The sequence below is a fragment of the Acidovorax temperans genome, assembly GCF_006716905.1.
Classification (GTDB): Bacteria; Pseudomonadota; Gammaproteobacteria; order Burkholderiales; family Burkholderiaceae_C; genus Acidovorax; species Acidovorax temperans.
In genome coordinates, this window is sequence record NZ_VFPV01000001.1 from 1,599,325 (window position 1) to 1,619,971 (window position 20,647).

18 protein-coding genes are annotated in these 20,647 nt (G+C 63.8%); 12 read left to right on the forward strand and 6 right to left on the reverse strand.

The window, feature by feature from the left end:
* Positions 1 to 155: 155 nt before the first annotated feature.
* Positions 156 to 731 carry a Holliday junction branch migration protein RuvA gene (gene ruvA, locus BDD18_RS07690; RefSeq protein ID WP_066692719.1) on the reverse strand — a complete coding sequence of 192 codons (576 nt, stop codon included), beginning with the start codon at positions 729 to 731 and terminating at the stop codon, positions 156 to 158.
* A gap of 88 nt (positions 732 to 819) precedes the next feature.
* Between ruvA and BDD18_RS07695 the strand changes: the two genes are divergently transcribed.
* Both BDD18_RS07695 and ybeY read left to right on the forward strand, forming a co-directional pair.
* Positions 820 to 1,770 (forward strand): PhoH family protein, encoded by a 951-nt coding sequence (locus BDD18_RS07695; protein ID WP_066784519.1) that lies wholly within the window; start codon positions 820 to 822, stop codon positions 1,768 to 1,770.
* Between the two features lie 60 nt (positions 1,771 to 1,830).
* On the forward strand, positions 1,831 to 2,289 hold the full coding sequence (gene ybeY, locus BDD18_RS07700) for an rRNA maturation RNase YbeY (protein ID WP_044395623.1): 459 nt from the start codon (positions 1,831 to 1,833) through the stop codon (positions 2,287 to 2,289).
* A gap of 82 nt (positions 2,290 to 2,371) precedes the next feature.
* Here the strand turns inward: ybeY and BDD18_RS07705 are convergent, their stop codons facing one another.
* The gene (locus tag BDD18_RS07705; protein ID WP_142082284.1) at positions 2,372 to 3,709 is read right to left on the reverse strand and encodes an MFS transporter; all 1,338 of its coding nucleotides are present in this window, start codon (positions 3,707 to 3,709) and stop codon (positions 2,372 to 2,374) included.
* Between the two features lie 276 nt (positions 3,710 to 3,985).
* Between BDD18_RS07705 and cyoA the strand changes: the two genes are divergently transcribed.
* The 8 genes from cyoA to BDD18_RS07745 all read left to right on the forward strand — a co-directional run bounded on the left by cyoA (position 3,986) and on the right by BDD18_RS07745 (position 11,726).
* A complete protein-coding gene (gene cyoA, locus BDD18_RS07710) occupies positions 3,986 to 5,044 on the forward strand; it encodes a ubiquinol oxidase subunit II (RefSeq protein ID WP_142082287.1) in 1,059 nt (352 codons plus the stop codon).
* An 8-nt stretch (positions 5,045 to 5,052) separates the two neighbouring features.
* The gene (cyoB, locus tag BDD18_RS07715) at positions 5,053 to 7,056 is read left to right on the forward strand and encodes a cytochrome o ubiquinol oxidase subunit I (protein WP_142082289.1); all 2,004 of its coding nucleotides are present in this window, start codon (positions 5,053 to 5,055) and stop codon (positions 7,054 to 7,056) included.
* Complete coding sequence (gene cyoC, locus BDD18_RS07720) at positions 7,049 to 7,684, forward strand: cytochrome o ubiquinol oxidase subunit III (protein ID WP_044395617.1); 636 nt, start codon at positions 7,049 to 7,051, stop codon at positions 7,682 to 7,684. The genes cyoB and cyoC overlap by 8 nt, the downstream gene beginning before the upstream one ends.
* Entirely contained in the window at positions 7,685 to 8,122 is a 438-nt protein-coding gene (gene cyoD, locus BDD18_RS07725; RefSeq protein WP_142082291.1) for a cytochrome o ubiquinol oxidase subunit IV, read from the forward strand.
* A gap of 68 nt (positions 8,123 to 8,190) precedes the next feature.
* Positions 8,191 to 8,973: an SURF1 family protein gene (locus BDD18_RS07730; RefSeq protein WP_066690008.1), complete on the forward strand. Its 783-nt coding sequence runs from the start codon at positions 8,191 to 8,193 to the stop codon at positions 8,971 to 8,973.
* Positions 8,951 to 10,294 (forward strand): ATP-binding protein, encoded by a 1,344-nt coding sequence (locus BDD18_RS07735; protein WP_066690006.1) that lies wholly within the window; start codon positions 8,951 to 8,953, stop codon positions 10,292 to 10,294. The genes BDD18_RS07730 and BDD18_RS07735 overlap by 23 nt, the downstream gene beginning before the upstream one ends.
* The gene (locus tag BDD18_RS07740; RefSeq protein ID WP_066690005.1) at positions 10,284 to 10,817 is read left to right on the forward strand and encodes a response regulator transcription factor; all 534 of its coding nucleotides are present in this window, start codon (positions 10,284 to 10,286) and stop codon (positions 10,815 to 10,817) included. The genes BDD18_RS07735 and BDD18_RS07740 overlap by 11 nt, the downstream gene beginning before the upstream one ends.
* A gap of 168 nt (positions 10,818 to 10,985) precedes the next feature.
* On the forward strand, positions 10,986 to 11,726 hold the full coding sequence (locus BDD18_RS07745) for a sulfite exporter TauE/SafE family protein (RefSeq protein WP_044395607.1): 741 nt from the start codon (positions 10,986 to 10,988) through the stop codon (positions 11,724 to 11,726).
* Positions 11,727 to 11,798: 72 nt separating this feature from the next.
* On the opposite strand, the gene BDD18_RS07750 is transcribed toward BDD18_RS07745, so the two are convergent.
* Positions 11,799 to 12,224 (reverse strand): helix-turn-helix domain-containing protein, encoded by a 426-nt coding sequence (locus BDD18_RS07750; RefSeq protein WP_066694963.1) that lies wholly within the window; start codon positions 12,222 to 12,224, stop codon positions 11,799 to 11,801.
* Positions 12,225 to 12,343: 119 nt separating this feature from the next.
* Here BDD18_RS07750 and BDD18_RS07755 point away from each other — a divergent pair, with 119 nt between their 5' ends.
* A complete protein-coding gene (locus BDD18_RS07755) occupies positions 12,344 to 14,350 on the forward strand; it encodes a DNA methyltransferase (RefSeq protein ID WP_066694961.1) in 2,007 nt (668 codons plus the stop codon).
* Positions 14,347 to 17,313 (forward strand): DEAD/DEAH box helicase family protein, encoded by a 2,967-nt coding sequence (locus tag BDD18_RS07760; RefSeq protein ID WP_142082294.1) that lies wholly within the window; start codon positions 14,347 to 14,349, stop codon positions 17,311 to 17,313. Before BDD18_RS07755 ends, BDD18_RS07760 begins: the two co-directional genes overlap by 4 nt.
* 55 nt (positions 17,314 to 17,368) lie before the next feature.
* Here BDD18_RS07760 and dtd read toward each other — a convergent pair whose 3' ends face one another.
* The 3 genes from dtd to dbpA all read right to left on the reverse strand — a co-directional run bounded on the left by dtd (position 17,369) and on the right by dbpA (position 20,622).
* The gene (dtd, locus tag BDD18_RS07765; protein ID WP_066694959.1) at positions 17,369 to 17,839 is read right to left on the reverse strand and encodes a D-aminoacyl-tRNA deacylase; all 471 of its coding nucleotides are present in this window, start codon (positions 17,837 to 17,839) and stop codon (positions 17,369 to 17,371) included.
* Positions 17,840 to 17,900: 61 nt separating this feature from the next.
* Positions 17,901 to 19,121, reverse strand: coding sequence for a YbfB/YjiJ family MFS transporter (locus BDD18_RS07770; RefSeq protein ID WP_142082297.1), 1,221 nt, complete (start codon positions 19,119 to 19,121; stop codon positions 17,901 to 17,903).
* A gap of 88 nt (positions 19,122 to 19,209) precedes the next feature.
* Positions 19,210 to 20,622 carry an ATP-dependent RNA helicase DbpA gene (dbpA, locus tag BDD18_RS07775; RefSeq protein WP_066696405.1) on the reverse strand — a complete coding sequence of 471 codons (1,413 nt, stop codon included), beginning with the start codon at positions 20,620 to 20,622 and terminating at the stop codon, positions 19,210 to 19,212.
* Between the last annotated feature and the right edge of the window lie 25 nt (positions 20,623 to 20,647).

The following is a 20,647-nucleotide window of genomic DNA, read 5'->3' on the forward strand; positions in this document are numbered from 1 at the left end:
GCCACCGGCGTGGACGGGGCCGGCGGTGCGGCTGGCGAGTCGCCGCCGCCTCCGCCACAGGCAGCCACCGCTAAGACCACCAACAGTCCGGCACCTTGAAGCAAAGCGCGATACATCATCATCTCAGTCATCCCCTTCTGGTTGAATCCCATCCACTACTTCGCCAGCGCCTTGAGCGCCATCTTGATCCCCTCGCTCACCCCCACCTCCGCGGGCAGCGCCTTGAGCGCCGCCGCCGCTTCCTTGTCGTTGTACCCCAAAGCCAGGAGGGCCTGCAGAATGTCGGCCTGCGCATCGCTGTTGGCGGCACCTCGCACAGCACCGATGTCCGCTCCCAGCTTGCCCTTGAGCTCCAGGAGCAAACGCTCGGCGGTCTTTTTGCCGATGCCCGGCACCTTCACCAGACGACCCGCCTCCTGCAGCGAAATCGCCTGCGCCAGATCGCTCACGCCCATGCCCGACAGAATGGATAACGCCGTGCGTGGGCCCACGCCGGAAATCTTGATCAGCTCACGGAATGCCTGGCGCTCCGGGGCCGTGGCAAAGCCGTAGAGCAGTTGCGCGTCCTCTCGCACGATGAACTGCGTGAGCAGGCTGACGCGCTCGCCCACGGCGGGCAGGTTGTAGAACGTGCTCATGGGCACATTCACCTCGTAGCCCACGCCGTGGCAGTCCAGCAGCACCTCGGGGGGATTCTTCTCCAGCAGGGTGCCGGTCAATTTGCCTATCATTGGAGTCCTTTGGCGCCGCCGCATGCCGATGCGGGTGGCGCCCTCGTTTTTGCCGTCATTGGCTTTTTTGCCGACTGGAATTATCAGCGTGATCCTGCGCCACACCTTCCTCCCGCACAACAACACCCGCCTGACCCACCTGTGCGGCCCGGCGGACGCGCACCTGCGCACCATCGAGGTGGCCTTGGGCGTGGGCATTGCCCACCGGCACGAGCAGTTCAAGGTGGACGGCCCCAAGGCCAAGGCCACGCAGGCGATGGAGTTGCTGCAGGCGCTGTACGAAATTGCCGAGCGCCCCATCCCGGAAGACCACCTGCAGCTGATGCTGGCCGGCGACAGCGACCTGCTGGACGCGCCCGAGGACGCCATCGTGCTGAGCACCCGCCGGGCCGACCTGCGCGGGCGCACGGCCACCCAGAGCCTGTACCTACAGAACATTGCCACCCACGACATCACCTTCGGCATTGGCCCTGCGGGCACGGGCAAAACCTACCTGGCAGTGGCCAGCGCCGTGGATGCCCTGGAGCGCAGTTCCGTCCAGCGCATTGTGCTGACCCGCCCGGCGGTGGAGGCAGGGGAGCGCCTGGGCTTTTTGCCGGGCGACCTGGCGCAGAAGGTGGACCCCTACCTGCGCCCGCTGTACGACGCCCTGTATGAATTAATGGGCCACGACAAGGTGCAAAAAGCGTTTGAGCGCAACGCCATTGAAATTGCCCCGCTGGCTTTCATGCGCGGGCGCACGCTGAACAACGCCTTTGTGATCCTGGACGAGGCGCAGAACACCACGCCTGAGCAGATGAAGATGTTCCTGACCCGCATCGGCTTTGGCTCGCGCGCGGTGGTCACAGGCGACGTGAGCCAGATCGACCTGCCCAAGGGTGCCATGAGCGGCCTGATCGACGCCGAGCGGGTGCTCAAGCGCGTCAAAGGCATTGCCATCACCCGCTTCACCAGCGCCGACGTGGTGCGCCACCCCCTGGTGGCGCGCATTGTGGATGCGTACGACGCGCCCCGCCGGGCCCTGGCAGCGCGTAGTTGATTATTTTTACTATTAATTTGATAGCTGCTTGCGCTTATTGGATAAGCGCCAGGTGCCAATATGACTCTGAACCAACTCTCGCTGTCCCTGCAATTTGGCAAGTTTGATGGCGTGGCGGAACACCGCGCTGTGCTGTCACGCCACAAGGTCACGCGCTGGATTCGCCACGCCTTGTCGAGCGACGCGGAAATCACCGTGCGCATTGTGGGCACCGAGGAAGGGCAGCAGCTCAACCGCGAATACCGCAAGAAAGACTACGCCACCAACGTGCTCACCTTCGACTACACGCAGGAACCTGTGGTGACGGCCGACCTGGTGCTGTGCGCGCCCGTGGTGGCGCGCGAAGCGGTGGAGCAGAACAAGAGTCTGGAAGAGCACTACGCCCACCTGCTGGTGCACGGCACCTTGCACGCCCAGGGGTGGGACCATGAAACCAGTGCGGAAGACGCGGACGAGATGGAGTCTTACGAAACCGCCATCATGCAAGAGCTGGGGTTTGCGGACCCGTACGCCAAGTAACCCGAAAAACTCAAGACCCAAAGAAGAGGCCCGGAAAAGGCCCGCCACCCACCGCGCCAGAGGCGGTGGGTGACGGTACTTTTCAAGACTCGCGCCGCTCAATCAAGCGGTTGATGCGCAAAGCCGCCAAGGTACACACCGCACCCGACAGCAAGTACACCGACACGGCGCCCAGGCCAAACTTGGCCGACAGCCCCAGCGCCACCAGCGGCGCAAAACCCGCGCCCAGCAGCCAGGCCAGGTCTGCCGACAAGGCCGCGCCCGTGTAGCGGTACTGGGCCGAGAAATTGGCAGTGACGGTGCCCGAAGCCTGCCCGTACGACAACCCCAGCAGTACAAAGCCCACCAGCAAGAACACGTTGTTGCCCGCAGACCCTGCACCCAGCAGCCAGGGCGCCGCAAAGCTGAACAGGCCAATCAACACTGCCATCGAGCCCAGCAGATTGCGCCGCCCGATGCGGTCGGCCAGCCAGCCCGACAGCATGATCGCCCCCGCGGCCAGGAAGGCGCCGACGATCTGCACGCTGAGCACCTCGGTAATGGACTGTTCGGAATACATGACGATCCATGACAGCGGGAACACCGTGGCCAGGTGAAACAGCGCAAAGCTGGCCAGCGCGGCAAACGCGCCAATCAGCACATTGCCGCCTTCATCACGCACCACCTGGCTCACGCTCACGGGTTGCAGCTCACGCTGCTGCAGCAGTTCGGCGTACGACTGGCCCACCACCAGGCGCAGGCGGGCAAACAGCGCCACCACGTTGATGGCAAAGGCCACGAAGAAGGGATAGCGCCAGCCCCAGTCCAGAAACTCTGCCGTGCTCAGGCTGCCGTACAGGTAGGAAAACAGGCTGGCAGCCAGCACAAAGCCCACCGGCGCGCCCAGCTGCCCGATCATGGCGAACCAGCCGCGCCGCTCTTGCGGCGCGCTCATCGCCAGCAACGAGGGCAGGCCGTCCCAGGTGCCGCCCAGCGCCAGCCCCTGGCCAATGCGCAAGATGACCAGCGCCACGATGGCCGTGCTGCCCACCGAGGCATAGCTGGGCAAAAACGCCATGCCCGCCGTGCAAGCGCCCAGCAGGAACAACGCCAGCGTGAGCTTGGTGCCCCGGCCCCAGCGCCGCTGCACGGCCATGGAAATGGCCGTGCCCACCGGGCGGGCCACAAAAGCCAGCGCAAAGATGGCAAATGCCATCAACGTGCCGTCAAGCCGCGACATAAACGGGAAGAGCAGCGAGGGAAACACCAGCACGCTGGCGATGCCGAAGACAAAAAAGTCGAAATATTCAGACGAACGCCCAATGATGACCCCCACCGCGATCTCACCAGGGGTGACGTCCTCATCGGTATGGGCACGTGCAAGGGAGACCGAACTTTCAAAGCCTGGAACAGGCAGTGCCGCAGAACCTGGGCTGTACATATTGACGCTCCTCAAGCAAGTGATACAGCTCCGTTCTACACGCCGCTCTCCCGCGCCACAAGTGAGCTTTCGCTAGGCTGCGCATAGGAAAACCCTGATTGCGCAGGGCGTTTTCGGCACTGCGGCAGATCAAGACTCCTGCGAAAGAGTGAAAAACAGTCGTGCGCCTTTGATGTTGGACAAAATGTCCAATCGACAAATTCGCTAGCCGTACTACATTGCGAACCCTCAGTCATTCGCGTTTACACCTAAACGCGCCTTTGTCGCGCTCTTCGCATGTTGAACACCCAAAAACTCCGCAGGCCCGCCGGGCTGGCAGCGATCGCACTGACAACCGGCCTGGCCGGTTGCAGCAAGGCCGTTGTCCTGAACCCGGCTGGTGACATTGCCGCCCAGCAGGGCCAGATGGTCATTACCGCCACCTTGCTGATGCTCATCATCATCGTGCCGGTGATCGCACTCACGCTGTTCTTTGCCTGGAAATACCGCCAGAGCAACACGGAAGCCGAATACGACCCCGAGTGGCACCACTCCACCACGCTGGAGCTGGTGATCTGGACTGTGCCCCTGATGATCATCATCGCCCTGGGTGCGCTCACCTGGATCGGCACCCACAAGCTAGACCCCTACCGCCCCCTGGACCGCATCGACGCGCAGCGCGCCGTGCCTGCCGACGTGAAGCCGCTCGAAGTGCAGGTGGTGGCCATGGACTGGAAGTGGCTGTTCTTCTACCCCGAGCAAGGCATTGCCACGGTGAACGAACTGGCCGCGCCGGTGGACCGCCCCATCCTGTTCAAGCTGACCGCGACATCGACCATGAACGCGTTTTACGTGCCCGACCTGGCCGGCATGATCTACGCCATGCCCGGCATGCAGACCGAGCTGAACGCGGTGATCAACAAGCCAGGCGTGTTCCACGGCATGTCGTCGCACTACAGCGGCGCGGGCTTCTCGGGCATGACGTTCAAGTTCCATGGCCTGAGCAATGAAGACTTCGCCCAGTGGGTGCAAAAAGCCAAGACCGAAGGCAAGCCGCTGGACAAGGCCACCTACCTGAACCTGGCCAAGCCCAGCGAGCGCGACCCCGTGCAGCGCTTTGCCTCGGTGGAAGAAGGCCTGTACGACAAGGTGCTCAACCGCTGCGTGGAAGAAGGAAAGATGTGTATGCACCACATGATGGCCATCGACTCCCTGGGTGGCGAAGCCTACATGCGCGCTGCCGGCCTGAACCTGCCCCAGGACGTGTGCACCGCACAGAACGCCGCCCAAGTGGTGGCCGCGCTTGAAACCCGCAACGCACCGGCGCAAACCTCCGGCGCCGGCATCCGTCAATGAGCCTCGCTATGACCCCTGAAAACGCAACTCCTGCCCACTGGGCACTGGGCCGCCTGAGCTGGGACGCCGTGCCCATGGCGCACGAGCCCATCGTGCTGTGGACCTTCATTGCCGTCGTGCTGGGCGGCATCGCCGTGATGGCGCTGATCACCAAGTTCCGCCTGTGGGGCACCCTCTGGCGCGACTGGATCTGCAGCATCGACCACAAAAAGATCGGGATCATGTACATGATCCTGGGCTTGGTGATGCTGCTGCGCGGCTTTGCCGACGCCGTGATGATGCGCCTGCAGCAGGCCATGGCCTTTGGCGACAACATGGGCTACCTGCCGCCGCACCACTACGACCAGATCTTCACCGCCCACGGCGTGATCATGATCTTCTTCGTGGCGATGCCGCTGGTCACCGGCCTGATGAACTACCTCGTGCCGCTGCAAATCGGTGCGCGCGACGTGTCGTTCCCGTTCCTCAACAACTTCAGCTTCTGGATGACCACCGCTGGCGCCGTGCTGGTGATGGTGTCGCTGTTCCTGGGTGAGTTCTCCACCTCCGGCTGGCTGGCGCTGTCCAACCTGGGCTCGCAAAGCGCCAGCACCGGGCTGGACTACTACATCTGGGCGCTGCAGATTGCCGGGGTGGGCACCACGCTCTCGGGCATCAACCTGATCGTCACCATCATCAAGATGCGCGCGCCCGGCATGAACCTGATGAAGATGCCCGTCTTCACCTGGACTGCCCTGTGCACCAACGCGCTGATCGTGGCGTCCTTCCCCGTGCTGACGGCCGCTCTGGTGCTGATGTCGCTGGACCGCTACGTGGGCACCAACTTCTTCACCAACGAGCTGGGCGGCAACCCCATGCTCTACGTGAACCTGATCTGGATCTGGGGCCACCCTGAGGTCTACATCCTGGTGCTGCCTGCCTTCGGCGTGTTCTCCGAAGTGGTGGCCACCTTCTGCCGCAAACGCCTGTTCGGCTACACCTCGATGGTGTACGCCACGGTGTGTATCACCATCCTGTCGTACCTGGTGTGGCTGCACCACTTCTTCACCATGGGTTCGGGCGCGAGCGTGAACACCTTCTTCGGCATCACCACCATGATCATCTCCATCCCCACGGGGGCGAAGATCTTCAACTGGCTGTTCACCATGTACAAGGGCCGCATCCGCTTTGAGCTGCCCATGATGTGGACTGTGGCGTTCATGGTGACGTTCGCCATCGGCGGCATGACCGGCGTGCTGCTGGCTGTGCCCCCAGCCGACTTCGTGCTGCACAACAGCCTGTTCCTGATCGCCCACTTCCACAACGTGATCATTGGCGGCGTGGTGTTCGCCATGTTTGCCGGCATCAGCTACTGGTTCCCCAAGGCCTTCGGCTACAAGCTCGACCGCACCTGGGGCGTGCGCTCCTTCTGGCTGTGGGTCGTGGGCTTCTGGGTCGCGTTCACGCCGCTGTATGTGCTGGGCCTGATGGGCGTGACCCGCCGCGTCAGCCACTTTGAAGACCAGTCCCTGCAGATCTGGTTCATCATCGCCGCCATCGGCGCAGCCCTGATCGCTGCCGGCATTGGCTGCTTCCTGATGCAACTGCTGGTCAGCTACCTCAAGCGCGACCAGTTGCGGGACGTGACCGGCGACCCCTGGGACGGCCGCACGCTGGAATGGGCCACCTCGTCGCCCCCACCTGCCTACAACTTCGCTTTCACCCCCGTGGTGCACGAAATTGACGCCTGGTGGGACATGAAGAAGCACGGCTACAAGCGCCCGCTCACCGGCTTCCAGCCCATCCACATGCCTGCCAACACCGGCGCGGGTGTCGTGATCTCGGGCCTGTCGCTGGTGTTCGGCTTCGCTCTGATCTGGCACATGTGGCTGCTGGCGGGCGCGTCGTTCGCGGCGCTGTTGCTGGCTTCCATCATCCACACGTTCAACTACAAGCGTGACTTCTACATCCCGGCCTCCGAAGTGAAGGCCACCGAAGAAGCCCGCACACTCCAACTGGCCCGCCATGTCTGAACTTCGCCTTAACGCTGGCGCCGCCGCAGGCGCCCTGGCCCCGCGCGAGTACCACCTCGCGCACGAGCCCCATCCCGAAAACGGCACCGCCCTGGGTTTCTGGCTGTACCTGATGAGCGACTGCCTCATCTTTGCCGCCCTGTTTGCCACCTATGGCGTGCTGGGCCGCAGCTATGCGGCAGGCCCCACCGGCGCGCAGCTGTTTGACCTGACGCTGGTGGCCATCAACACGGCCTTCCTGCTGCTGTCGTCCATCACCTTCGGCTTTGCCATGCTGCGCAAGCAGCAAAAGGACGTGAACGGCACCCTGCTGTGGCTGGCCATCACCGGCCTGTTCGGCCTGTGCTTCCTGGGTCTGGAGCTGTACGAGTTCTACCACCTGATCCACCAGGGCGCCACGCCCCAGCGCAGCGCCTTCCTGTCGGCCTTCTTCACGCTGGTGGGCACGCACGGGCTGCACGTCACCTTCGGTCTGATCTGGCTGGTGGTGCTGATGATTCAAATCAAGCAGCACGGCCTGATCCCCGAGAACAACCGTCGCCTCATGTGCCTGTCGATGTTCTGGCACTTTCTGGACGTGGTCTGGATCGGCGTTTTCACTTTTGTGTACCTGATGGGGGTGCTGTAAATGAGCGCACAACACACAACCCACGCAGCCCACGGCCACGGCGGGCATGACGACCACCACGACGACGGCCCGCACAGCACGCTGTCGGGGTACATGACGGGCTTCATCCTGTCCATCATCCTCACAGCCATTCCGTTCTGGCTGGTCATGGCCAAGGTGATTGCCGACCGCAACACCGCCGTGCTGGTGCTGGGCGCCTTTGCCGTCGTGCAGATCGTGGTGCACATGGTGTACTTCCTGCACATGAACGGCAAGATCGAAGGCGGCTGGACCATGCTGTCCACCATCTTCACCGTGGTGTTCGTGGCCATCGCGATTGCGGGCACGCTGTGGGTCATGTTCCACATGAACGCGAACATGATGCCCGACCATCCGCAGATCGCCCCCGCCGGGCAGCAGGCCCCTGCCGCTGGCGGCACCCACCACACGGCGCCCTGACGCGGGAGCTGGCCGTGGCACACGCTGCAGCGCTGCCCCGGCGCCCGCATTCCCCGCTGATCCTGGCGATGCTCACTGCGGTGGGCATCGCCCTTTTTCTGGGCTTTGTGGCGCTGGGCGCATGGCAGGTGCAACGCCTGTCCTGGAAGCTCGACCTCATCGAGCGCGTGGACCAGCGCCTGAAGGCCCCGCCCCAGCCCTTACCCCCGCCTGTGCAATGGCCTGAAGTGACGGCTGCGGCATATGAATACCAGCCCGTGCGCCTGCAAGGCCAGTGGCTGGCCGACAAGACCGTGCTCACCCAGGCCACCACAGCCCTCGGCGCCGGTTATTGGGTGCTGACCCCGCTGCAAACCAGCGAGGGCACCCAGGTGCTGGTCAACCGCGGGTTTGTGCCCCAGGACCAACGCGCGCGCTGGCAAGGCGGAGCAGGTGCCGATACATCTGCCAGCACACCCGCCACCGTGGTGGGCCTGCTGCGCATGAGCGAGCCCGGCGGCGGCTTTCTGCGCAGCAACGACCCCGAGCAACAGCGCTGGCATTCGCGCGATGTAGCGGCCATTGCGCAGGCGCTGCAACTGGCACGCCCAGCGCCTTTCTTTGTGGACGCAGGCCTGCCCTCGCTCAAAGCCCCCGCGTCGGCCGACCTGCCCCCGGCGCAAAGCGGCCCCTGGCCGCGCGAGGGGCTGACGGTGGTGCGCTTTTCCAACAGCCACCTGGTGTATGCGCTGACCTGGTTTGGATTGGCACTGATGGTGGTGGGGGCTGCGGTGGTTGTGGCACGCTACGAATCCAGGCTGCGTGCGGCCTACCGCAGCCACACCACCCATGAACCGCAGCACATTCTCTAAAGCCCTCCAGCAGCCCGTGAGCAAAGCCAGTTCGGCCAACACCTCGGCCGGGCTGCGCAACCTGCACCAGCTCATCCAGCTGCGCTGGATTGCCGTGGTGGGGCAGCTGCTCACCATCCAGGCCACCCACTACAGCCTGGGCCTGCCGCTGCCTTTGCAGGCCATGCTGTCCATCGTGGCCGGCATGGTGGTGTTCAACATTGCCAGCCTACTGCGCTGGCGCACGCGCCGGGGCGTGCACGATGTGGAGCTGTTCATCGGCCTGCTGATCGACGTGGCCGCCCTCACCGCCCAGCTGTACCTGAGCGGCGGCATCGGTAACCCCTTCGTGTTCCTGTACCTGCTGCAAATTGCGGTGGGGGCCATGCTGCTGCGCGGTGGCTACATCTGGTCCATCGTGGTGGTGGCATCGGCCTGCGTGGTGCTGCTGGCGCAACACAGCCAGCCCCTGCCCCTGGCCACCAATGTGCATGACGGCTGGGCCAGCCCCTACGTGCTGGGCCTGCTGGTGTGCTTCATGCTCAACGCCATTTTGGTGGTGGTGTTCATCACCCGCATCAGTCATAACCTGCGCCGGCGCGATGCGCGCCTGGCCGCCGTGCGCCAGCGCGCGGCAGAAGAAGAACACATCGTGCGCATGGGGCTGCTGGCATCGGGCGCCGCGCATGAACTGGGCACGCCGCTGGCCACTATGGCCGTGATCCTGGGCGACTGGAAGCGCATCCCCGCGCTGACGCAGGACCCGGTGCTGCAGGAAGAAATTGCCGAGATGGAAGCCCAGGTCAAGCGCTGCAAGACCATCGTCAGCGGCATCCTGCTGTCTGCCGGCGAGGCGCGCGGTGAATCGTCGAGCCAGACCACCGTGCGCCAGTTTCTGGACACCCTCGTGCAGAACTGGCGCGCCACGCGCTCGGTGGACACCTTCGTCTACGACAACCTGCTGGAAGGCGACAGCCCCATGGTGGCCGATGCCACCCTGGAGCAAATGGTTTTCAATGTGCTGGACAATGCCCGGGATGCATCGCCGCACTGGGTGCGCTTGCAGGCGCAGTGCGATGCCGATGCGTTGCGAATCGTGGTCACCGACCGGGGCCCCGGCTTTTCGGCCGCCGTGCTCCGCCACATCGGCACGCCCTACCAGTCCACCAAAGGGCGGCCGGGGGGCGGCCTGGGGCTGTTCCTGTCGATGAACGTGGCGCGCACCCTGGGCGGCAGCGTGGTGGCACGCAACCGCCCCGAAGGCGGCGCCGAAGTCACCATCACGCTTTCGCTGGCTGCCATCACCCTGCAAGACACCGACTCGGAAGACCATGGACACTGACCGCCTGCTGCTGATCGTGGAAGACGACGAAGCGTTTGCCCGCACGCTGGCGCGCTCGTTCGAGCGGCGCGGTTACCAGGTGCTGCACGCCGAGGGCATCGCCCGCATGGAAGAGCTGCTGGTCGTGCACACGCCGCAGTACGCGGTGGTAGACCTCAAGCTCAAGGGCGAAGCCAACGGCCTGGCCTGCGTGCGCGCCTTGCACGCGCACAGTCCGCAAATGCGCATCGTGGTGCTGACCGGCTTTGCCAGCATTGCCACGGCGGTGGAAGCCATCAAGCTCGGCGCGGGGCATTACCTGGCCAAGCCGTCCAACACCGACGACATCGAAGCCGCTTTTGCCCTGCAGGAAGGCAACACCGAGGTAGAGCTGACCAACCGCTCCAGCTCCATCAAGACGCTGGAGTGGGAGCGCATCCACGAAGTGCTGGCCGAGAGCGACTTCAACATCTCTGAAGCCGCGCGCCGCCTGGGCATGCACCGCCGCACCCTCAGCCGCAAGCTGGGCAAACAGCGGGTGTGAGAAGCTGCTCAAAAGGCGCTGCGCACCCGGCCGCATCCCCACCTTTTTGAGCAAAACACCTTTACGCCCGCCAAGCCGCCTGAAGGCCCGGGGCAGCTTGCAACTCTCCTAAGATCCAGCCATCTGGCGCCAAAGCAGCGCCACCGCCCATCTGCCCCTGGAGAAGACATGTTCGATAGCGCCCTGTTGCTGGCTGCCGCGTTTGTGGCCGGTGCACTCAATGCTGTGGCCGGAGGCGGCAGCTTCCTCACCCTGCCCGCCCTGGTCTTCACAGGCGTGCCGCCCGTGGTGGCCAATGCCACCGGTACCGTGGCCCTGCTGCCCGGCTACATCGCCGGGGCCTGGGGCTTTCGCGAAGACACCGCCCCGCCACCGGGGCTGTCGATGCGGCTGCTGGTGGTGCTGTCGCTCATCGGTGGTGCGGCGGGCGCGGCGCTGCTGCTCATCACGCCGGATGCCACCTTCCGCCGCGTGGTGCCCTGGCTGCTGCTGGCGGCCACGGCGCTGTTCGCCTTCGGCCCACAGCTGCGCTCCATGCTGGCGGGCGGCAAGCCGTCTACCGCCAAGGCCACGGTGGGCGTGCTGGCGGTGGCGGCCTATGGCGGCTATTTCAACGGCGGGCTGGGCATCTTGCTGCTGGCCTTGTTCGGGCTGCTGGGGCAAACGCAGCTCAACGCCATGAACGGCTTGAAGAACTGGGTCTCGGCCCTGCTCACGGCCATTGCGGTGGTCATCTACGCCGCAGGCGGCGTGGTGCAGTGGCCGCAGGCGCTGATGATGATGGTGGCCGCCACCGCAGGCGGCTACGGCGGCGCGCGCGTGGCACGGCGCATTCCCGCCCCCTGGTTGCGCGGCGGCATCGTGGTCACGGGGCTGGTGATGGCCGGGCTGTTCTTCTGGCGGCAATAAGCAGGCTACAAACCAAATCAGGCTCCAGCGCTTATCTGACAAGCGCAGGCAGCTATCAAATTTGAAGTTCCATCAATCGCCCGCCTGGTCAGCGGGCGCGCTCGCATCTGGCGAATGCACTTTGGCAAACGTCAAAATCACTTCACGGATCAGCTTGCGCTGCGGGGCGGGCAGCTGCAAAAACGCGTCAAACGTCTCACGCTCCAGGTAGCCCACGCCCTCTTGCCAGCGCTGGTGGTGCTCCCGCACCGACTTGCGCACCGTGCCGCCAAAGCGCAGCACCTCCGGCTCGACCTTGAGCACCTGGGCCAACACGATCAACTTGTCTTGTGCTGGAATGGACTCACCGCGCAACCAACGCGACACGGCCTGAAAAGTCACTGACCGCCCCCAATAGTTGGCATTGAACAAATTGAGCAGCACCGCCGGGCGCGGCTCCAGCCCCGCAGCGCGCATAGCCGCTTGCAGGCGTTCGGCAAATTCCAACTTCTGGTCCATGCCGAAACGTTAAATTTCGGTTGAATTTTGATTGAACTTTGTGTTGTACGATCAATTGAATTATTCATTCAACTATCGATTGAATCGGCTGCCACCAGGCCCGCCGCGCACAACACTCCATGCCCAAGTCCCTGCTTGAACAACTCCCCGACATCGTGGCCCAGGGCCGCAAAGAAGCCGAAAAAATCCTGGAGAGCATTGAGAGCCGACACCGCGTGACCCTGCAAACCCGCGAAGTGGTACTGCCCGCCAAAGACGCAGCCGCCACCGACTGGATTACCGCCCAAGCCCGTGCCGACCGGCGCGAGGTGTTTGCACCGGGGCAAGGCAGTTTGCTGGCGACTGCGCAGCCCATGCTGGGGACGGCACAGGCCGAAGCCCCCTGGGCCAACCGCCTGATCTACGGCGACAACCTGCTGGCCATGGCCGCCCTATTGGCGGGGGACGAGCACACGCCCAGCCTGCGCGGCAAGGTTGATTTGATCTACATCGATCCACCGTTTGACAGCAAGGCCGACTACCGCACCAAGGTAACGCTACCGGGCCTGGAGCTGGAGCAGAAGCCCACGGTGATAGAGCAGTTTGCTTATTCCGATACGTGGAGCGACGGCACGGCCTCGTACCTCGCCATGATCACGCCGCGGCTGATCCTGATGCGGGAGTTGCTGGCGGACACCGGCTCCATCTATGTGCATCTGGATTGGCATATCAGCCACTACGTCAAGATTGTTCTGGATGAAGTCTTTGGAAAAAACAACTTCCGCAATGAAATTGTTTGGAGCTACTTCGGTTTCAAACGCTCCACAGCGAAAAAATTTCCTCAAAAACATGACCTACTTTTCTCCTATGCAAAGGGAGAGAACTACACATGGAAAACTCAATACAAGCCGCATAACCCTGAATACCTGAAGCGATTCAGACCTGACGAGACGGGACGGCTTTGCCGGAGCGATGTGAACCCTACAGGGGGAGGCAGTCGAAAAATTTACTTGGACGAAGTAGAAGGCGACATCGTTGACTCTGTTTGGGACGACATTCCGCCTGTCAATCCGGTCGCCAGTGAGCGTGTGGACTACGCGACACAGAAGCCCGAAAAACTGTTGTCGCGAATTATTGAGTCTTCGTGCCCTCCGGAAGGAATCGTCGCTGATTTCAACGGCGGCTCCGGCACCACGGCCGCCGTCGCCGAAAAATTGGGCCGCCGCTGGATCACCACCGACCTGGGTAAACCCGCCTGCATGATCATGCGAAAGCGCCTGATCGACCTGGAAGCCAAGCCCTTTCTGTACCAGGCCATTGGCGACTACCAGGTCGAGGCCGCCAAGGCCACGCTGGGCCGTGACTTCCGCATTGGTGACCTGTCGCACATCGTGCTCTCGCTCTACGGCGCACTGCCTTTGCCTGCGGATGTGAACCCGCAGCGCAACCTGGGCCAGATTGCGGGCGTTGAGCTGGGTGGCAAGCGGGGCAGCAAAACGCTGGTGCTAGCCGATTCGCCCAACAAACTCACGGGTCTGGCGACCCTGAAGAAGGCGATTGCCCAGCGCGACAACCTGCTGGGCGGCTGGGACCGCGTGGTGGTGCTGGGCTGGAACTTTGAGCCCAGCATTGGCGAGACCATCACCGCGTTAAACGACTCGCGCCTGGAAGTGCTGGTGATTCCGCCCGACCTGATGGACCGGCTCAAGAAGAAAGGCGGCATCGACAAGCTGCGCGGGCAGGTGCGTTTCTCCAGCCTGCAGTACCTCACCATCCACCCGATTGCGCGCAAGACCGACGGTAATACCGAAACCCTGACCGTGCAGCTGAAGAACTACGTGCTGCTCTCGCCCGAGGCCATCAACCTGGACGACGCAAACCGCATCAAACTGCAGCAGATTGCCAACGCCGAGCCGCTGGCCCTGATCGAATACTGGGCGGTGGACCCGGACTACGACGGCAAGGTGTTCCGCTCTGTGTGGCAGGACTACCGGGGCAACACGGCCAACGATGCCGACGCTCTGCGCGTGGTGACCACCGCGACCGTCACCGCACCCGCCAAGGCAGGGCCACGCAAAGTGTGCGTGCGGGTGGTGGATGTGTTTGGCTTTGAGGCCGAGGTGGTGACGACGGTAGGTGCCGTATGAGCAGCAAGACCGATGACCAACTGGCCCTGGCCGCAGGCCTGACCGCCAAAACCCAGCAGCTCTGTCTGGGGCTGGAGTCCGGCGCAGCGGACATTCTGGAGCTGGTGACCCCCACCACGGCGGAACTGCTGCTGTGGTGGTTTGGCGAGGACATGGTGTTAGCGCGGCAGGGATTGAATTTCCACGCCGGGCAAAAGCAGGCTATTTTGAACGCCATTGTTGCGCACGAGGTGCTGGGGCAGGAACGCGACCACTGGACGCTGCTCGACCTGTACCAAGCCTGCGCGCCCGATGCGCTGCTGACGGGCAACCGCATGAACGAGGTGGCATCCCCCAAACACGCCCACCCCAAGTACTGCTTCAAGATGGCCACGGGCACGGGCAAAACCTGGGTGATGCAAGCGCTGATGGTGTGGCAGTTGCTGAACAAGACGGCAGCGCTGGCCGAGGGTATCAACGATGCACGCTTTACCCGCCAGTTCATGGTGGTGGCGCCGGGGCTGATCGTGTACGAGCGGCTGCTGGATGCGTTTTGCGGCAAGCTCGTGGCGGGTGGTGTGGGTGGCTCAGGGCGCGATTTCAGCACCTCCGACATTTATAAGTTTGCTGACCTGTTTGTGCCTGAGGCCTACCGCGATGCGGTGTTTGCCTTTGTGCGCGGCAATGTGTGCAGCAAGGCCGAGATTGGCTTGAAAGCCACCGGCAACGGCATGATTGCCATCACCAACTGGCATTTGCTGGCCGAGGGTGAGGTGTTGGATGACGAAGTGGAAGACGTGGAGGCCTTGGGCGCGCCGCTGGACCCGCACCTGGTGGTGGGTGCCGTGCTGCCGCTGACGCCAGGCCGCGCCACAGGCAACAGCCTGGATGTGCTGGACCGCCGCTATGCGCGGGGCAATGTGCTGGAGTTTTTGGCGGGCTTGCCCGAGCTGATGGTGTTCAACGACGAGGCGCACCACATCCACGAGTTCAAGCGCGAGGGTGAAACCACCGAGGTGGAGTGGCAAAAGAGCCTGAGCCGCATTGCCGCCACCAAGGGGCGACGTTTTGTGCAGGTGGACTTTTCGGCCACGCCGTACAACGACGTGGGCAGCGGCAAGAACAAACGCAAGCTGTACTTCCCGCACATCGTGGTGGACTTTGACCTGAAGAGCGCCATGCGCGCCGGGCTGGTGAAGTCGCTGGTGCTGGATCGACGCAAGGAGATTGGTGCGCTGCCTTTGGAGTTCAAAGCCGAGCGGGACGAATCGGGCAACCCCACGCTGAGCGAAGGCCAGCGTGTGATGCTGCGCGCAGGCTTGAAGAAGCTGCGCAAGCTGGAGGCGGACTTTGCCAAGATCGACCAGAGTCGCCATCCCAAGATGCTGGTGGTGTGCGAGGACACCACCGTTTCGCCGCTGGTGGCAGCCTTTCTGCAAGATCAAGAAGGTCTGAACGAGGATGAGGTGATGACCATCGACTCGGGCAAGAAGGCCGAGCTGGGCGAGAAGGACTGGGCGCCTGTGCGCGAGCGCCTGTTCAGCGTAGACAGCCACGCCACGCCGCGTGTGATCGTGAGCGTGCTGATGCTGCGCGAGGGCTTTGACGTGAACAACATCTGCGTCATCGTGCCGCTGCGTTCCAGCCAGGCGCAAATTCTGTTGGAGCAAACCATTGGCCGGGGCCTGCGCCTGATGTGGCGGGACGATGAATACACCGACCTCAAACGCGAGAACCGAGAGCGCATCAACGCTGGGCAAGAGCCAGGCAGTCTGATCGATGTGCTCTCCATCGTGGAGCACCCGGCGTTTCAGTCGTTTTACGACGAGCTGCTGAACGAAGGCTTGGCAGGTACCACGGGGGACGATACCGACGACACCTCCAGCACGGGTGATGTGCTGGCGGCGGAGCTGCGTGAGGGGTTTGAAGCGTTCGACTTTGGCATTCCCTTCATCTTGCAAGAGGCGGACGAACTCCACGCCCACGATGGATTGGAGATCTCCACCTTGCCCGCGTTCACCGCCATGAATGTGGAGCAGCTCACCGGCCTGCTGGGCAAGGGCGACACCTTCATTTCGCAAGACCTGCAAAGCGCCACGCTGTTTGGCGACTACCGCGTGGATGGCGCGGTGATGAACGTGGGTGGTTACAACGAATACCTGTCGCGCCTGACCCGGCGCATCAGCCAAGCGCTGAGTGAGCCCATGCCCAAGAGCAACAAGATCGCCACACACTTGGCCAAGCCGTATTTGCAGGTCAATACGGCGGAGCTGACGGGTTGGCTGGACGACTACATCTGGACGGCATTGTTTGGCACCACCTTCAACCCGCTGGAGGGCGAAAACTGGCGCGTGTTGCTGCTGCAACCGGTGGTGGACCACATCACCAAGGTGTTTGCGGTGGCCCTGCTGGAATCCGAGCAAAAGCACACCACCGGCCAGACCGAAGTGCACCTGCGCATGCTGAGCGAGGTGCCCAAGCTGATGCTGCGCGAGAGCCATTCGGTAGAGGTGAGCAAGTGCATCTACACCCGGCTGGGCTGGCCAGCCCGCAACGGCGGGCTGGAGCGCGCCTTCATCCACTGGGCGCAGGCCGACACGCAGGTGCAGGCGTTTTGCAAGATCAGCGAAAACCGGCATACCTTTGCGCGGCTGCGGTATGTGAAGGAAGACGGCTTGCCCGCGTTCTACTCGCCCGACTTTTTGGTGCGCACGGCGGGTGCGGTGTACCTGGCGGAGACCAAGGCGCAGCAGCAAACCGCGCACCCCAACGTGCAGCGCAAGCGCAAGGCCGCGCTGGCGTGGTGTGAGCGCATCAACGCCCTCACGCCAGAGCAGCGCGGCGGCCCGCCATGGCACTACGTATTGCTGGCAGAAAACGTGGTTTATGAGTGGCAGGCCAAGGGTGCGCGGCTAGCCGAGTTGCTGGACTACGCGCGACTGCGGCCTCTGGCCAACGCATCGTTGCAAACCAGCTTGATTTGAGAAAAATCAGGCTCCAGCGCTTATCTGGCAAGCGCTGGCAGCTATCAATTTGATACTAAACCGTGGCCGCTGGCGCGATCCGCATCGGAATGGTCACCGGCCCATCGTTGACCAGGTGCACCTGCATATCGGCCGCAAACTGGCCGGTGGCCACCTCGGGGTGCAGCTTGCGGGCCTGGGCCACGGCGTAGTCGTACAGCCTGCGGCCCTCGTCGGGCGCTGCGGCCTGGGTGAAGCTGGGGCGGTTGCCGCCGGTGGTATCTGCCGCGAGGGTGAACTGGCTTACCAGCAGCAGGCCACCGCAGGCGCCCTGCCCGTCCAGATCCTGCACGCTGCGGTTCATCTTGCCCGCGTCGTCGCTGAAGATGCGCAGCTTGAGAATTTTGGCCAGCAGCTTGTCGGCCTCGGCCTCAGTGTCACCCCGCTCGGCGCACACCAGCACCAGCAAACCTGGGCCAATGGCGCCCACCACGGCACCGTCCACTTCCACGCGGGCTTGCCGCACCCGTTGCAATACAGCGATCAAGAAAAGCCTCTTTGTCCAACACAGTCCAGCGTGCGATTGTGCCGCCAAGCAGCGCCGTGTTTCACCCCGCGCGGGCGCCTGCGGATTGCGACGACTGCGCTGCACGCTTTTCTTCATGGATCAGTGCCTGCAACGCCACCACACCGCAGCCCAAGACCAGCGCCGTGACCACCAGAGCCCCGTGGTAACTGCCGCTGGTCGTGGCGATATAGCCCGCCATGGCGGGCGCAATGATCTGGGCCACGCCGTAGCTCAGAGTCATCCGCGCCATGGCCTTGGCCGGGTTGGCCGGAAAGCAGCGTCCGATCAGGGTGAGCGTGAGGCTGACGATGCCCACAAAGGTGGCCCCAAACAGCATGGCGCCGCCCACGTTGAGCAAAGCGTGGTCGGTGGCGATGGGCATGAGGACGGAAACCATCTGCAAGCCAAAAGCCATCATCAGCGCGCGGACCTGCCCCACTGCATCCGCCACGCGGTCCCACAGGAAGCACGACGGCGCTGCCGCCAGCCCCACAATCACCCACACCCACCCGCCCTTGTCGGCCAGCAAAGGCAGCTTGACCAGGATGGCCACCGTGTACGTGGCGCCCATGGCAAAGCCAAAGCCTGCGCAAAAGTAGGCGGCGATGAGCAGCCACATCCAGCGCCGGGGCGGTGTGGTGGATGTGGATGCAGCCTGAGCGGCTGCAGGCTGCACGGGCACTGGCGGCGGCATCCAAAGCCATGCGGGCCCAAAAAAGGCGATGCCGAGCAACCCGAGGCCCAGCCACTGGCGGTCCCACGGCAAGCCTTGCACCAGGGCCGTCACCGCCACGCCAGAGACGGCGATGCCCAAGCCGAGCCCCACAAAGTGCAGCCCCAGCTGCGGCCGGTGCCCCTGCCGAATCAGCCAGTTGAGTACCAGGCCCGACGCCAGCAGCAGCCCCGCCGTGCTGGAAAACCCCGCCACAAACCGCAGCACGGACCAGACGGGCACGCTGTCTGTCCAGCCCATCGCCGCCGTGCTGACCACAGCAATCACCAGGCCGCATCGGTAGATCAGGTACTTGCGCCCCAGGTCGTTGATAGAGGCTGCGAGCAAGGTGCCCGCCATGTAGCCGGCATAGTTGACGGTGGCCAGCCACCCCGCCGCCCAGTGCGTGAGGCCCGCCTGCTCGCGCATGATGGGCAGCATGGGCGTGTAGGCAAAGCGCGCCAGCCCCACCGTGAGGATGAGCGCACAAATGCCCGCCACGATGACACGCCAGCGTGCGGGTTGCTTGATCGCAAGAGGGGCGTGCATGCGGGCTCCACGGTTCAGGAGCAACGATGGTAGCGACCACCGGGCAGGGCAGCTGTCAACGCCACGACTGCGCGGTTCGCCAGAGATGTCAGCCGCGCTCGTCCTCGATCAGGCGCGCCTTCACGCTCTTGCCCTTGACGCGGCCACTGTTCAGGCGCGCCGCGGCCTGCGCGGCAATGGCCCGGTCCACCGCCACGTAGGTGGAGAAGTCGTTCACGTTGATCTTGCCCACCTGCTCGCGGGTGTAGCCCATGTCGCCCGTCAGCGCGCCCAGCACGTCGCCGGCGCGGATTTTTTCCTTGCGCCCACCCACGATCTGAATCGTGGCCATGGGCGGCACCAGCGGGCCGTTGCCCGTAGGCTTCAGGTCGGCCAGTGCAAACCAGGTGGATTCGCGGCCTTGCAGCACCTCGATCTTGCCCACGTAGCCCATCTCGTCCATGCTGGCCAGGTTCAGCGCCAGGCCTTGCGCATCGCCCCGGCCGGTGCGGCCAATGCGGTGGATGTGAACTTCGGGGTCGGGCGTCACGTCCACGTTGATGACGGCGGCCAGGTTGGCAATGTCCAGGCCCCGTGCGGCCACATCCGTGGCCACCAGCACCGAGCAACTGCGGTTGGCAAACTGCACCAGCACCTGGTCGCGCTCGCGCTGCTCCAGCTCGCCGTACAACGCCAGCGCGCTGAAGCCCTGGGCCTGCAGCACGCCCACCAGGTCGCGGCACTGCTGCTTGGTGTTGCAAAAGGCAATTGACGATTCAGGCCGGAAGTGGTTGAGCAGTTGCGACACCACATGCAGGCGCTCGCTGTTCTTCACTTCGTACCAGCGCTGCTCGATCTTGCCTTCGGCATGCTGGGCCTGCACCGTGATCTGCACGGGCTGCTTCATGAACTGGGCGCTGAGCTTGGCGATGCCTTCGGGGTAGGTGGCCGAGAACAGCAGGGTTTGCCGCTCTTTGGGGCACTGGCGCGCCACGGTCACGATGTCGTCGAAGAAGCCCATGTCCAGCATGCGGTCGGCTTCATCCAGCACCAGGGTGTTGAGCGCTTCGAGCGTGAGATGCTGGCGCTCCAGGTGGTCCATCACGCGGCCGGGCGTGCCCACCACGATGTGCGCGCCGTGCTCCAGGCTCAGCATCTGCCCGCGCAGCGGCACGCCACCGCACAGGGTCACGACCTTGATGTTTTCTTCGGCCCGCGCCAGGCGGCGGATCTCGGCAGTCACCTGGTCGGCCAGTTCGCGCGTGGGGCACAGCACCAGGGCCTGCACCGCAAAGCGACGGGGATTGAGGTTGGCCAGCAGGGCCAGGGCAAACGCGGCGGTCTTGCCACTGCCGGTGCTGGCCTGGGCGATGAGGTCTTTGCCCAGCAGCGCAGGCGGCAGGCTGGCCGCCTGGATGGGGGTCATCGTGGTGTAGCCCAGCTGCTGCAGGTTCGCCAACGTGGCGGGGCTCAGCGCCAGCGTGCTGAAGTCCGTGCTGGCTTGGTTTTCTTTGGAGGTCATGGGGCCGATTATCCGGCCCCACGCT